This window comes from Pseudoalteromonas sp. L1 (genome assembly GCF_021728095.1).
Lineage (GTDB): Bacteria > Pseudomonadota > Gammaproteobacteria > Enterobacterales > Alteromonadaceae > Pseudoalteromonas.
Genome location: NZ_JAKKCT010000001.1, coordinates 235815 through 249778 on the forward strand (window position 1 = coordinate 235815; position 13964 = coordinate 249778).

15 protein-coding genes and 1 tRNA gene are annotated in these 13964 nt (G+C 40.1%); 9 read left to right on the top strand and 7 right to left on the bottom strand.

Going from position 1 to position 13964, the window contains the following annotated elements:
- Position 1: 1 nt before the first annotated feature.
- The 5 genes from L3V38_RS01060 (at position 2) to L3V38_RS01080 (ending at position 2729) form a co-directional block, all read left to right on the top strand.
- A complete protein-coding gene (locus L3V38_RS01060; protein ID WP_237118115.1) occupies positions 2-601 on the top strand; it encodes an SPOR domain-containing protein in 600 nt (199 codons plus the stop codon).
- 57 nt (positions 602-658) lie between these two features.
- The gene (locus L3V38_RS01065; RefSeq protein WP_193987650.1) at positions 659-1252 is read left to right on the top strand and encodes a FlgO family outer membrane protein; all 594 of its coding nucleotides are present in this window, start codon (positions 659-661) and stop codon (positions 1250-1252) included.
- 12 nt (positions 1253-1264) lie between these two features.
- The gene (locus L3V38_RS01070; protein ID WP_062569684.1) at positions 1265-1945 is read left to right on the top strand and encodes a FlgO family outer membrane protein; all 681 of its coding nucleotides are present in this window, start codon (positions 1265-1267) and stop codon (positions 1943-1945) included.
- Between the two features lie 3 nt (positions 1946-1948).
- On the top strand, positions 1949-2590 hold the full coding sequence (locus L3V38_RS01075) for a FlgO family outer membrane protein (protein WP_062569685.1): 642 nt from the start codon (positions 1949-1951) through the stop codon (positions 2588-2590).
- Positions 2591-2654: 64 nt separating this feature from the next.
- Positions 2655-2729 (top strand) — tRNA-Arg (locus L3V38_RS01080).
- Positions 2730-2816: 87 nt separating this feature from the next.
- Here L3V38_RS01080 and L3V38_RS01085 read toward each other — a convergent pair.
- The 5 genes from L3V38_RS01085 to L3V38_RS01105 form a co-directional block, all read right to left on the bottom strand.
- Positions 2817-3326 (bottom strand): hypothetical protein, encoded by a 510-nt coding sequence (locus L3V38_RS01085; protein WP_237118116.1) that lies wholly within the window; start codon positions 3324-3326, stop codon positions 2817-2819.
- A 52-nt stretch (positions 3327-3378) separates the two neighbouring features.
- Complete coding sequence (locus L3V38_RS01090; protein WP_237118117.1) at positions 3379-3936, bottom strand: hypothetical protein; 558 nt, start codon at positions 3934-3936, stop codon at positions 3379-3381.
- A 230-nt stretch (positions 3937-4166) separates the two neighbouring features.
- Positions 4167-5234 carry a zinc-binding dehydrogenase gene (locus tag L3V38_RS01095; RefSeq protein ID WP_205989523.1) on the bottom strand — a complete coding sequence of 356 codons (1068 nt, stop codon included), beginning with the start codon at positions 5232-5234 and terminating at the stop codon, positions 4167-4169.
- A gap of 199 nt (positions 5235-5433) precedes the next feature.
- Positions 5434-6855, bottom strand: coding sequence for a sodium:proton antiporter NhaD (gene nhaD / locus L3V38_RS01100; protein ID WP_237118746.1), 1422 nt, complete (start codon positions 6853-6855; stop codon positions 5434-5436).
- Between the two features lie 240 nt (positions 6856-7095).
- Positions 7096-7824 (bottom strand): glutathione peroxidase, encoded by a 729-nt coding sequence (locus tag L3V38_RS01105; protein ID WP_237118118.1) that lies wholly within the window; start codon positions 7822-7824, stop codon positions 7096-7098.
- A gap of 115 nt (positions 7825-7939) precedes the next feature.
- Here L3V38_RS01105 and L3V38_RS01110 point away from each other — a divergent pair, with 115 nt between their 5' ends.
- On the top strand, positions 7940-8839 hold the full coding sequence (locus tag L3V38_RS01110; protein ID WP_237118119.1) for a LysR substrate-binding domain-containing protein: 900 nt from the start codon (positions 7940-7942) through the stop codon (positions 8837-8839).
- On the opposite strand, the gene L3V38_RS01115 is transcribed toward L3V38_RS01110, so the two are convergent.
- Complete coding sequence (locus L3V38_RS01115) at positions 8822-9979, bottom strand: flagellar assembly protein FlgT (RefSeq protein WP_237118747.1); 1158 nt, start codon at positions 9977-9979, stop codon at positions 8822-8824. The genes L3V38_RS01110 and L3V38_RS01115 overlap by 18 nt on opposite strands.
- Before the next feature lie 144 nt (positions 9980-10123).
- Between L3V38_RS01115 and L3V38_RS01120 the strand changes: the two genes are divergently transcribed.
- The 3 genes from L3V38_RS01120 to L3V38_RS01130 all read left to right on the top strand — a co-directional run bounded on the left by L3V38_RS01120 (position 10124) and on the right by L3V38_RS01130 (position 13371).
- The gene (locus L3V38_RS01120; protein ID WP_062569692.1) at positions 10124-10582 is read left to right on the top strand and encodes an LPP20 family lipoprotein; all 459 of its coding nucleotides are present in this window, start codon (positions 10124-10126) and stop codon (positions 10580-10582) included.
- A gap of 120 nt (positions 10583-10702) precedes the next feature.
- Positions 10703-11410, top strand: a complete 708-nt coding sequence (locus L3V38_RS01125; RefSeq protein ID WP_237118120.1) for a transglutaminase-like cysteine peptidase — start codon at positions 10703-10705, stop codon at positions 11408-11410.
- Positions 11404-13371: a LapD/MoxY N-terminal periplasmic domain-containing protein gene (locus tag L3V38_RS01130; protein ID WP_237118121.1), complete on the top strand. Its 1968-nt coding sequence runs from the start codon at positions 11404-11406 to the stop codon at positions 13369-13371. The genes L3V38_RS01125 and L3V38_RS01130 overlap by 7 nt, the downstream gene beginning before the upstream one ends.
- Here the strand turns inward: L3V38_RS01130 and L3V38_RS01135 are convergent.
- Entirely contained in the window at positions 13368-13955 is a 588-nt protein-coding gene (locus tag L3V38_RS01135) for a response regulator transcription factor (protein WP_130150451.1), read from the bottom strand. The genes L3V38_RS01130 and L3V38_RS01135 overlap by 4 nt on opposite strands.
- Between the last annotated feature and the right edge of the window lie 9 nt (positions 13956-13964).

Here is a 13964-nt window from a genome sequence, read left to right on the forward strand (position 1 = left end):
AATGTTAAAGCGTCATTTTAGTGTTGTTTTACTTTGTTTACTGGCATCTGCGTGTCAATCAACAAATAGCGAACACTCTTCCACACCGCAAAATAGTGTGCAAATTACTCAACAAGAACTCGATAGCCTAAAAGAAAGTGCAGCGCAGTGGCAACAAGCTAAACCTAGCATTGATCGCCTTATCGCAATTGAAAATGATCTAAACCTACTAATTACCCAGCTAAATGATCTTGCCAAGTCGCAAACAGAAAACCAAGCTAAAAGCTCACCCGTTAGTGAGCAAGTTGTCGAACCTGTTGATGTTAAAAGCAATGCTTATACTGAGCTGCCATTATTTGCATTACAAGTTGCCTCTGTCACAGAAACAGCGCGATTAACGCGAAGTTTAGAAGAGTTAAAAAGTAAAGCCCCAAGTATGTTTACAGGTCAATTTGCGGTTAATGTTGAGGCTGTTGAGGTTAACAATGTTGTTTATCATCGATTAAAAATAGGCGCTTATAAAGAGAAGCAAATGGCTGAAAAGGATTGCCAGTTATTAAAGCAAAAAGAAGTCAATTGCCTTGTCACTCAATACACCAATAAACCCTTTTCAGGCATGTAAATATTATTAGGCATAATCCTTGCTAGTACATTGCTATGTTCATAGAGGGTGGCAATTATGCGACTTTTACATTGTTTTATATTTTTTATACTGACTGGTTGTAGTCTCACAGAAGAGGCAAAACCAGTTGTATCAACCGATGCGCCTACAGCTCGCATGGCAGCATACACTGTTAATCAATATGTTGCAGATTTAAGCAGTCAATTAAGCCGCATTCAAGGCTCTTACAAAGGCAATGCTCGCATTGCTGTAACCAGTTTTTATATGGCTGATGGCTTAGGTACTCGCTTGGCAAGCAATCAAGGCAATGGCTTGAGCCAACAAATTCAAGAGAGTTTAATGACTCAGTTCACACAACTGGGTTTTCATACCATTGAATACCGTTTAGAAAACACTTTAAATTTACAGCCTACGGCCGATAGTATATTAAGTCGTGATGTGAGTAAGTTACGTCAACGTCAGAATATTGACTTTGTCATCACAGGCACATTAACACGGCAACAACATGCCTACATAGTTAATGCGCGCCTAGTTAATACAAAAGATCAGCGAATAGTGTCGGCTGCCAGTACTGAAATTCCTATTAATGTTATGTGGGGAAATGAGAAAGTGCAGCAGCGTGATGGTCAGCTATACCGTAGTGAATATTAAGAGGAATTATCAATGAAACGTTTATTTTTAAGTTTATGCCTTCCTTTAGGCTTTGGTTGTTCTTCGATGCTGACAGCGGATAACGAAAAGACATACAGTGATGAGCCTCAGCTTGTTAGCGCACAGCGTGAAGTTGCTGCGCCGCAAACAAGCACAAGCGTATTTCAAAGCAACCAAGTGGTAATGAACGACAGTACGTTTACTGCAGCGCCAACACGAAAGAACATTAATCACTATGTTCGAGGCATCATGCAGGATATGGTTGAAAACCTGCAATACGTTAACGATAAAACACCACTTGCGGTGTCTAGCTTTATATACCTAGACGCTGATTACAATGCAGGTTCATTACTTGGTAATCAAATTGCCGAAAGTTTTATGCACGAATTACATACCTTTGGCGTGCCAGTTATCGACTTTAAAACAACAGATTATATGCGTGTTACCCCCACTGGTGACTTCGTGTTTAGTCGAGACTACTTAGAGTTAAGCCAGCAGCAAAACTTTAATTATGTACTGGCGGGCACTTTAGTCAATCACCAAGGTGGTGTGCTTGTGAATGCGCGTATTGTTGGCATTACCAGTAAAGCGGTCGTTGGCTCTGCTCAAGGGTTTATTCCACAGTCGGTTGTTGATGCACTCGACAGTACTAACCGTAGTGACGGTATTATGCTAAAGCAGGCAAGTGAGTAAATTATGAAACGTTTTCTTTCAATCGCTTTATGCTTAGCCCTAACAGGTTGTGAAATGCTTGCACAGCAGCCACAGCCAGAGCCAAAAGCGAATACCTCAACAACGCAAATAGATTATGCCGCTTTATTGCAAGAGCAACAAAATCAAGCGCAGCAAGTCAATACGAACGATAGACTATTTGTGCCGTATCAACATCATAAAACACTCGTTAACTATGTTGAGCAAATGGCGTTAGAGTTAGTTGATACAATGCAACAAGAGGCTGAGCTTGGTATCGCAATTACCACATTCGTTGAATTAGATGCCAGCCTTGATACAAGCTCTCAGCTTGGTAACCAGATTGCAGAATCGATGATGTATCAGTTACAAAAGTTCGGCTTTGGTGTGGTTGATTTTAAAGCGATGGATGTGATTAAAGTGACTCCTCGTGGCGATTTTGTCATGACACGTAAAGTGGAAGAGCTAGCAGAGCGTCAAATTGCCAGTCATGTACTGTCGGGCACCTTGATCTACCGTAACACCGGCGTAGAAGTGAATGCCAGAGTGATAAACTTAAATTCAAAACAAGTCACTGCAAGCGCACAAAAAGTCATCCCTTATTTTGTGTTGCAAAATGAATCAATTCAAACCGCTAGTATCAAATAAAATTAGCCAAAACTAAAGGCTTGATTATAAAAGGGTTAGCCCGTTATAATTTTCTTAGCTAAGTGGCCTCTTAGTTAAATGGATATAACGGCCCCCTCCTAAGGGGCAGTTACAGGTTCGATTCCTGTAGGGGCTACCAATTAAATCAATGATTACATTCCTGTAGCCTCTCTTTGCAGGCCATTAGAGTAAAATCAAAGCTCAGAAAAAATAGCAATAAATAAGCCTAACACATATCTTCGAATAGTTTTTTATCAATGTTTTTAACTTTGATGGCTTCATATATAGTTAAAAGTATACCTTCATTAATTCGCTCTTCTTTTACACCAACAATAAAATTTTGGTTCAATATCTTACACCCGTAAACAGGGCCAGAGTAACCTAAACCTGCAAAGTACACAGCTCTTTTGTTGTCAGGGGTACTTTCTGATACTTCACTAATTGGTTTTCTATCGCCATTGGTACTGACAGAAAAAAACTGAATTTTATTACTTTCTATCCAACCTTCATTGGCATCCATCTGTGTCACAAGTACACCTGATGGAGGAATATTGTATACCCGAGAATCACCTTCATATTTAGGAGGTTCACCATTTGGTGCATTGAATACAATATATAAAGACCCTACGTATCCTTCTGGTATAAGGTAAATTGTGGGCTCACTTTCTTTTACTTCTGTACAGGCTGACAGTAACGCAACTATTAAACCTATAAGCAATATTTTTAGATACTTCATAGAGTTACCTTTTGAAATTGTAGAGCTCCACAGAAATTACAACGAGCAAGCCTTAACACATGCCTTCAAATAGTTTTTTATCAATATTTTTTACTTTGATCGCTTCAAAAATCGTGAGTAACTTTTTGGTATTTCTTTGCTCAGCATCTGTACCAACCGTAAAGTTTTTATTTATTACTGTGCAGCCGTATATTGGACCTGAATGCCCTAAGCCACCGACATAAACGGTTCGTTCAGTTTTTGGTGTATTTTCTGACGATTCATACATAGGAGTTCGCTTGCCGGACTTACTCACAGAGAAGTACTTAATTTCACTGCTTTCACTCCAACCCTCATTGGCATCCATTTGTGTTACAAGCACACCTGATGGGGGAATATGATACACCCTTGAGTTACCCTCGTATTTGGGAGGTTTACCATTTGGTGCGTTGAATACAATATACAAAGACCCTACGTATTCTTCTGGTATCAGGTAAATTGCAGGCTCTCTTTTTTTTACCTCTGTACAGGAAGATAAAAACGAGATCATGAACCCGATTGTTAGGGTTTTAAAAAAGTGAGTATACAAGGGGACTTTATTAATTTCATAGTCTGCTAATTGGAGAGTCATGCGATAATTCCATTTATCAATAAGTTAAAGTCCGTTTCGATTAGGGTAACACCGAGCTTGGTTAAAAACAAACCAAAAAACAACGTGTAGCATCTCGGTAAAGGGTGATAAAACTGAATGTAGGCAACTTGCTTAGTTTGTCGTTATGTTTAGTGAGAAACCTGATGGTTGTATGGCTTTAAGCTATTCAAGCAGTATCAACAGCTTGAATAGATTTTAAAGTAAGCGGCTTAGTTTGTTACTCTCTCTAATGCACCAGCACGCCATGGTTCAATGATGATTTTGATATGATCATTGGGTTTGAACAAAGTATCAAACGCCCCTTGTACACCGTCGATACCCACTTTTCCTGTGCGCATTTTTTGCCATGCAATTTTACCTGAAGCGATGTTCTCAAGTGATTCTGCAAATTCTTCTGGTTGATAGTAATAAGAGAAAATAAGGTCGAGCTCTTTTACTGTTGCATAGGCAAAGTTAACGTTAAGTGGGGCGGTATGAACGCCAGTAACAACAATTTTTGCTTTTGCGGGAGCACGTAAAATGTAGTCGTTTAATAAACGGCTTACACCTGCGCATTCAAAAATAACCACTTTGTTGCTACCTGCAAGTGCTGTGGCTCTAGCTACTTCGTCATCAGCCATTGGGTTAACATATTCTGTGGCGCCAAATTCAAGGGCAATTTGTTTTTTGCTCTCTTGCGGATCAGAAGCAATAATATGCTTAACGCCTTGTAGTTTTAGCGCGGCGATAGCGGCAAGGCCAATCGGACCACAGCCTACGACTATGGCAGCGTCGTCAGTATTTATCTGCGCACGATTTACAGCATGTAGGCCAACAGCGAGTGGCTCTGTAATTGCTGCCGCTTCTGAAGGAACAGCATCTGGAATAGGCAGTAGTAGGGCTTCATCAACAATGAAATACTCAGAATAAGCGCCGTATAAACCGGGTGTGACGCCAACCCCAGCACCACCAGCCGAGAGTAAAATAGGGACTGATGTAACGCGAGTGCCTATGGCCAGCTCTTTTTTTGTTTCAGGGCCGTAGCTCACAATTTCTGCGGCATATTCATGGCCGAGTAAAACTTCCTGCTCATTACTTGCTTCCTGCTCCATAATACCTAGGTTCTTATAGATATCGAATACATCTGCTGTGTGTCGAGTAATATGAATATCAGAACCACAAATACCGCAAGCCAAGCTCTTTACGAGCACTTGACCTGCACTTGGTGTTGGAATATCAATTTGTTTTACATGTAGTTGACCGTTTTGCATAGCAACAGAATTCATTTTGTTCATCATGTGTATCCTCAATTAGGCAGGGAAGGGGTCTTCTCTTTAGGATCTACATTAAGGGAAATAGCCTGAGGATATCTTTACTTTTTGCGACAAAAACATGACAAATTACGACATGGGAATGTATAGGCGGATAAACCTGTAAGCGCGGCTGTTATTCGTTTTTAAGACAAGCCCTAGGCATATAGCTTAGGGCTTGGTTAACTTAGTTAAAGTAAGACGTGTTTAAATATAAATGGGTGAAAACCCCAGCAAAGTAGCCAAGTAATATTACCGGAGACCATTTTAAATGACTGTTAAAGGTGTAAATACCTCTTGCTTGGCCCATTAATGCAACGCCTGCAGCAGAGCCAATAGACAATAAACTACCGCCAATGCCTGCTGTGAGGGTAATTAAAAGCCATTGCCCATGAGACATGTCTGGCATCATTTGCAGCACAGCAAACATGACAGGAATATTATCAACAACAGCAGACATTAACCCTAAGATGATATTTGCCCCTGTTGCTGACCAGTTTGTGTAAAGTAGATCAGACAAGAGCGCTAAATAACCTATAAAGCCTAAACCGCCTACACAGATAACGATGCCATAGAAGAATAATAAGGTATCCCACTCGGCACGAGATACGCGACTAAATACATCAAAAGGAACCACATTACCTAAGCGACTGAGGCGTTCTTTGTCGCCTTCTCGTTCAGCCATGGCACGCTTTCTGGCAAGGGAGCCTGGTAGAGTAACACGAAGAAAATAGCCAAAAAATTGTAAGTAACCAAGGCCCATCATCATACCTACAACAGGCGGCAAGCCAAAGGCTGTTTTTAGGACGACAGCAGTTAAAATAGTCAGTAAAAATAAGCATAAAATGCGGATAGCACCGCGCTTAAGTTCAACCTCATCATCCACTGTTTTAGGGTGTTTATTATTAATGAAAAAAGACATGACAAACGCGGGAATAATATAGCTGACTAATGCCGGTAAAAATAATACAAAAAATCCGGTGAATTCTATGACATCAGCCTGCCAAACCATCAAAGTGGTAATATCGCCGAAGGGACTAAACGCACCGCCAGCATTAGCAGCAATCACGATATTAATACACGACATAGCAATAAAGCGATTATCGTCGGCGGCTACCTTCATAACCACGGCACATAAAAGCAAAGCGGTTGTTAAGTTATCTGCCACAGGAGAGATACAAAAGGCCAAAACGCCACTTATCCAAAATAGTTGTTTATAGCTAAAACCTCGTACTACCAGCCAACTACGCAGGCTATCGAATAATCTTCGCTCTTCAAGTGCATTGATATAAGTCATCGCGACTAATAAAAATAGCATTAACTCAGAGAATTCGAGTAAAGCATGACGAAATGCATCTGTACTTAACTCAGACATATTTTGCGCGCTGTACTGCCACGCAATGAGTGTCCAAATAATCCCTGCCGCGACAAGCACGGGTTTTGATTTACGTAAATGGATTTTTTCTTCAAGAATAACTAATACATAGGCAAAGATAAAAATAACGACACAGATGATGCCGACAGGGTGGGTAAGTAGGTCAATGGCACCGACTGATTCAGCTTGTGCATAACCGCTAAACCCCACTAAGGAAAGTAGAAATCCTAGCATTAGTTTATTCATTTATATGTTCCATTTAGTTCATTTTTAATTTCATCACAAAGGCTGTGAATGTAGCTGGTGGCTATTTTAGATTTATTCTGGAATTTATGTAATAAACAAGTAATAAAAATGTAGGTATATTGAATATAAATGGGAGTAATGTTGAATATGCTTGGTGCTAAAGGCGTTTTAAGGTTATTTGTAGGGCACCAAGAGAGCTATATATTAGCCCTCTTAGTGTCAGTTTGCTTATGCGAAGTGTTTCTCTAAATCATCAGAGCCACCAATGTGCTCTCCACCGATAAATACTTGTGGTACCGTTTCGCGGCCAGAGATTGCTTTTAAGCTGGTAAGTGAAGCGTCTCTTCCTAAAATAATTTCCTCATACACATAGCCTTTACTTTCTAACAATGCTTTTGCCTTTGTGCAATATGGGCAGTTAGGCTTGGTAAAAAGACTAACAGGTTTTGGTTTTACCTGCGCTGGGTTAATGTACTCAAGCATGGTATCAGCATCAGAGACTTCAAATGGGTCACCTGGCTTTTGTGGCTCAATAAACATTTTTTCGATAATGCCGTCTTTTACTAGCATAGAATAACGCCAGCTACGTTTACCAAAGCCTAAATCATTTTTATCGACTAGCATGCCCATGCCATCGGTGAATTCGCCGTTACCATCGGGTAGTAGCGTGATATTTTGCGCTTCTTGATTTTGTGCCCATGCGTTCATAACAAAAGTATCGTTAACCGAAATACAAACGATGTCATCGACACCATTTTGCTTAAATACCGGCGCAAGTTCGTTATAGCGTGGTAAGTGTGTTGATGAACAAGTTGGTGTAAATGCGCCAGGTAATGCAAACAGTACAACGGTTTTACCTTTGAAAATATCATCACTGGTCAGTGATTGCCATTGCTCATCAATGCGTGTTGCAAATGTAACGTTAGGGACTTTTTGACCTTCAATATTGTTTAACATAGTTTTAATTCCTCTTGATTAGTTGAGTGTTATTATGGGGTTATATAAATAATAGTTCCAATCGTTTGTTTTTATTACTATGATAGTTAAAAGCTATTGATTGTTGGTGAGTACTATGAACTTAAAAGATTTGGAATATGCAAAAGCGGTGGCTCAGTTTAAGCACTTTCGAAAGGCTGCTGATGCCTGTTATGTGAGCCAACCAACCTTGAGTGGTCAAGTTAAAAAGCTTGAACAAGAGCTTGGGGTAACTATTTTTGATCGCTCCACTAAACAAGTGACAGTGACTGTACAAGGTCAACGGTTACTTGAACAAATTAACGTAATCCTTGAGCAAACCCAAGTATTAAAGGAAATTGCCGCAAGCTCCCATGATCCCCTTAAAGGCAAAATAAACGTAGGTATTATTCCCACTATTGCACCTTACTTATTGCCAACCTTGCTCACGTCAATGAAACAAGCCTTTAACGACACTCATTTTTCATTTATTGAAATGCAAACCGCGCAAACACTTATCGCCCTTGATAACGGAGAAATCGATATTGCAATTGTCGCTGATGTGCCAGATCTTGCTAATTACCATGTATCAGCATTATACAAAGAAGACTTTTTAGTGGCTGTATCTGAGCAGCATGCATTAGCTAATAAAGAGAAAGTCGCACTTACTCAGCTTAGTGATTGTGACTTACTTATGTTAAACGAAGGGCATTGCTTTAAAGAACAAGCTGAGCAATTTTGCTTTTCGGCAGGGGTTGAAGTTTCAAACCAATACAAGGGCAATAGTATCGAAACCTTACTTGCTTTGGTCGCGATGAATGATGGTATTACATTTGTTCCCAAACTTGCTTGCACGACGCGAGAGGGAATTAATTATTTGGCAATAACACCTAATCAACAGCGACAAGTTGTTATTGCAACCCGTAAGCACTACCCACATATTGCGGGAGTAGAGCAATTAGCCGCTTGGCTAAATGCTCATAAAGGGTTACAGCAACATTTACTCGCCAGCAGCTAATTCAACAATATCGTTTATTTGAATGTTGGGTAATGGCTGCTCATCAATACTCATGGCAACAGCCGACTGCTGATAGAGTTGGGTAATTTTCACTTGATTAAGGGTGGTGATCTTATGTGGCAGTTTATTACCTTGCGCATCTGTCATGTAGTTGTGATGAGCAATATTTAATAACTCCCCTTGCTGTAAACCATGCGCTTTACCTAGGTTGATTATTAATTTGCCATTTTCAATATGCAAAATTTTGCCTTGCGTAGGTAAACAAGCCATAGCCGCTTGTAAGTCATAGGTGAGGGTTTGGTTTACCTCACTGATGGCTTGGCCATAATCGGTTTCCCAAAAGCGGTCGCTATACACATCAATGATATCGGTTTTTTTGTATGGCCAAATTCCCTCAGTTTGGTAACTTTTCTGCCATAGCTTTTCGTAAGTGGTGCCATCAAATAAAACATAATCGGCTTTATAAGCACGTTTAAAGCTATCATCTTGCCAAAATGCATAATCGTTATTGAGTTTACGGTTTACCGATAAATCGCGGATACGACTGAGTAATACATATTGTGAGTTACTACGACTGGTTATCTCTTCGAGTAATGCATCGCTGTAGTCATATTGTTGGGTGAAAAAATGGTCCACGCGTAACGGCACATTGTAATATGCTGTCGGTTTTGCGGCCATCTGCGTATTACTTAAGCGAGTATAAAGCTGTTCACTAATCGCTTTATTGACGTCAAAAATTTGGCCCATTCTCGCTTGCTCTCTGTTGGCCAACTGACTTTGTGTTATTGCGATGAATTTAGCATACTTATTTGCAGGGCATTCTTCAGCTTCTGGAAAAATATCTAAGCGAAGTGTAATTGCATAGGTATCGTTATGACGATCTTCGCTAATAAGCTCAATTTTTTGGATCTCACCATGGCTACTAATTTTAAGCTGATCTTGCGTCAAAACTCCGTCTACTAAGGTTTGTACAGAGCTAACACGCGCCCCTGAAAACACTAATGCTTGGGTTATCGCATCTTTCATTGCGGCAGATTTGGCTTGACTTGTATCACCATCTTTAATCACTGCATGGCCTGTAGATTCAAACCATTGAGCTAAACTATTGTTAGAAAAAACAAGAGTAAAGGCCAGCCCCATGCTGTATAAACTCGTTTTTAATAGACACTTCATGCAAATACCTAGCGATACTGTTCATTGATACCAAGTACCGAGCAAGTAATGTACCAGATTGGCACTAAACGTGCATATTTGTAGAAAATGAGTTTTTAACGGAAACAAGTTATGCGAGCAATGTTAGTTTGTGGCCTAGCTGCCTGTATTGCACTAAGTGGTTGCAGTAGTATTTTTGATAAACACGTAGAGTACACTTATATCGAGCCTGATGACTACCCGATTTTAAAAGCCGTTGGTTATGCACCCATTAGTGCTCAACCGAGTGATAACAAATCACAACGAACTTTACTTGCAATTAAAGCCTCAAAACTTGAAGCATATCGTGAGTTAGCTGAACAGGTTTATGGGCAAAAGATTTCCGCAGGGACGACGGTACAAAACAGCATTGCACATAACGATCAGCTACAAAGCAAAGTGCAGGGTGTTATCAAAGGTGCTCAGGTCATTAAAACGTATGCGGTGGGCGACACTTACGCCACAGAGTTGCAACTCGACATGAAACGAGTACATGACTTATATATTGGCGAAATCAAACCGCGTGAAGTAAAAAAAGTGACTTATTATTAAGTACTAAATTCTCATAGTTGCAGCTTGGGTGCTATGCTTTTAAGACTGTTAGTTTTAACAAAAGCATAATGGCATTAACATATCATTTTAACCAAGCTTTTCTCCTTTTAGGAATTGTCTATGCTGTTTAGAGCATATGCGATTGCCTTTAATCAAACTTGGCGCACTCATGCCTGCTGGTTAACCGTTGTCATTATTCTATGCTTAAGTCACTCTGCAATAGCTGATCGCTTAGTTATTGAATTTACCACTTTTATTCAACAGATGCAGCAGCGTTTCGGTGCCAATAGGGTCACAGTTGCAAGGCAGTGGCAAGGGATGTTGCTGCAGGCTTCTAATTTACCTGAACAACAACAGGTACTTGTTGTTAACGAGTTTTTTGCCCGTAGTCTGCGTTATCAAACTGATATTCAATTATGGAAGCAAGAAGACTATTGGGCGACCCCTCTTGAAACGCTTGGTAAAGGATTAGGTGATTGTGAAGATTACGCGATTGCCAAGTATATAAGCCTCAGAGCACTTGGTGTGAGTGACGATAAATTACGGCTTATCTATGTAAAAGCTCAACTACCTGGTACGCGAAAAACACAAGCGCACATGGTACTTGGCTACTTTACACACCCGAATGCACAACCACTTATTTTAGATAGTTTAATTGTAAAGGTATTGCCTGCTGCTAAGCGGACCGATCTTAGTCCTGTTTTTAGCTTTAACAGCAAAGGCTTGTGGGCCAATAATTCAACAAAGAGTGTGGCCGATCCTACTGCTAGGCTATCACGGTGGCGTCATATATTAGAGCAATCACGCAAAGAAGGAGTGCGATGGTGAAGGTATTTAATCTATTTAGACTCAAACGAAATAAAACCATTACCTTAAAGCAAGAGCTATGGATTGCTATTTTGCTATTAATCATTATTGGTTTTGTGAGTAGTTTGTTGATCAGTACTAATTCTGCAAAAGAGTACTTTACGACTGAGTTGCGAATGAAAAATATAGATAATGCCAACTCACTCGCCTTGATGTTGAGTCAAATGAGTAAAGACCCTGTTGAAATAGAGCTTTTAGTATCCGCCTCATTTGATACCGGTTATTACCACCGAATTGAGTTACAAGACCCACAAGGTAAAACAATAATTAAACGCCTTTATACGGGGGAGCTTACTTTAAACGCACCGAGTTGGTTTAGGCACTTTTATAAGTTAGAGGTTGCGCCGGGTGTTGCTCAAGTGAGTGATGGCTGGCAACAATTTGGTACTTTGTATGTTGAAAGCCATAGCCAGTATACGCAAGATGCTCTGTGGAAAAGTGCTGTACATTTATTCTTTAGCTTTTTAGTTGTTGCAGTGGCGGCTTGTATTGCAGGGGCTTATTTTCTATCTAAAATTTTGAGTCCACTCAATGATGTAATGAAACAAGCGGTGGCATTAAGTGAAAAACGCTTTATAAAGTCAAAAGTACCGCGCACCTATGAGTTTGCCAAGCTTGTATCATCAATGAATTTGTTGTCGACACGTTTTAATCGCATTACCAAAGAAGATAATCGTCGCTTAGAAGAAATTCGTTTTAAAAGTCAACACGATGACTTAACAGGCCTTGCTAATCGAGAATACTTTAATGCAACTCTTGATACCTTTTTAGAAAACTCACAAGGACATGGGGGGCTCTTTTTATTCAGAGTGATAAATTTGGATACATTAACAGAGCAAGTTGGTCGCGTTGAAATGGTGGACTTTTTACGTCGTTTTTCAGAGTCATTAGTTTCTTTTTTAGAGTCGAATGAAGACAGCTTTAGGCAAAGCCAAATTGCACGTATGTCCCATGTTGATTTTTTAGTGTTATTTAGCGATGTGAGTAATCTCACAGCCTTGAGTGAGCAGATTTTAAAGTCCCATGAGCAACTTGTTGCAGATCATAAATCAGTAGAGCTTGCGGTATCACACAGTTGTACACACATTGAAGTTGATGACACCCGTGCCACACTTTTAAAACGAGTCGACCAGTGTTTGAAGGTTGCCGTTGCAAAACCAGGTTGCTGTGCTTATGTAGATGAAAAACAACAAACGCAAGACAACCATAATGATATTGATACTTGGCGAGAAAGATTAGAGTTTGCGCTGAAAGAAAACCAATTAGAAATCGCGTTATTTCCCGTAACAACTTTTGATGAGCGCTTAATACAACAACAAATTTCTTTAAGTTTATTAATTGAAGGCGAAAAATATCGCTTTGGCTTTTACTTTCAATGGGCTCAGCGTTTGCATTTATTAGCTCGCCTTGATTGGAGTTTAATGAAACTAATGATTAACGAGTATGGCCAAATTCAAGGGGATACGCTTTTAGGAATGGAAGTTTCAGCTGAAACTTTACAAGATGATATGGCGGTGGCGTCCATTTTAACAGGGTTATCTGCGTATCCTGCACTTGCTAAGCGTATATGCTTTGAGGTGCGAGCAAATTTCGCAATTAAAGAATTTGCCTTGTTTAGAAGCTTTTGTTCACAAGTTCATAGCATTGGCGCTAAAGTCGCGCTTAAGCGTGTGGGGGCTGAGTTTACTAAATTAAATAAAATCCAAGAGCTTGGTTTAGAGTTAATAAAAATAGACAGTGTTTATTGTCATAACATAAGCTTTAATGAAGATAACCAAAGTTTTCTTCGCGGTGTGTGTTCACTTGCGCACTCTTTAGGCATTAAAGTGGTAGCAGAAGGGGTTAAAAACCCAAGTGATCAAACTATACTGAAGGGGCTAGGCTTCGATGGGCTTGTTGCGGTTGAAGGCAAGAAAGATTAATGGCCTTTAACCGCTAACATTAACTGCATGCGGTCTCGCACATGTAGCTTATTGAAAATAGAACTCATATGTTCTTTTACGGTGCGCTCTGTGATATTCAACTTTTGTGCGACCTGTTTGTTTGTTGCCCCCGTCACAACTTCATCAACGACCTGTTTTTCTCGATTTGTTAGGCATGTTAAATCGCAATTGTGTTGGTAGTGAATTTGCTGATTAGACAGCACCCCAACTAAGTTTGATAACAGTTGCCCAGGTAGCCAAATACCTCCTTTACTCACTGTTTCAGCAACTTGCTCAATAATTGCTTTACTGGCGTATGCTTCTATATAGCCACGAGCACCGTGTTCTAATGCTTTACATAGCTGAGAAATATTAAGCTCAGTTGTCATCACTATCACAGGAATTCTTTGCTCGGTGAGTTTCGACAGAAGATTGAGCCAATCAGGTGTCTCTGCAAGTAGCCAAATTAGGCTATCAGCCATTAGCCGTTTAGGCACTGATGTTTGTACGCTACAGTCAGCAAATGCAGATTGCCAATGTGGAGAGACAAGTTCATCTTGTGTAATAAAAACACTCCTGCGCATAGTTACTCC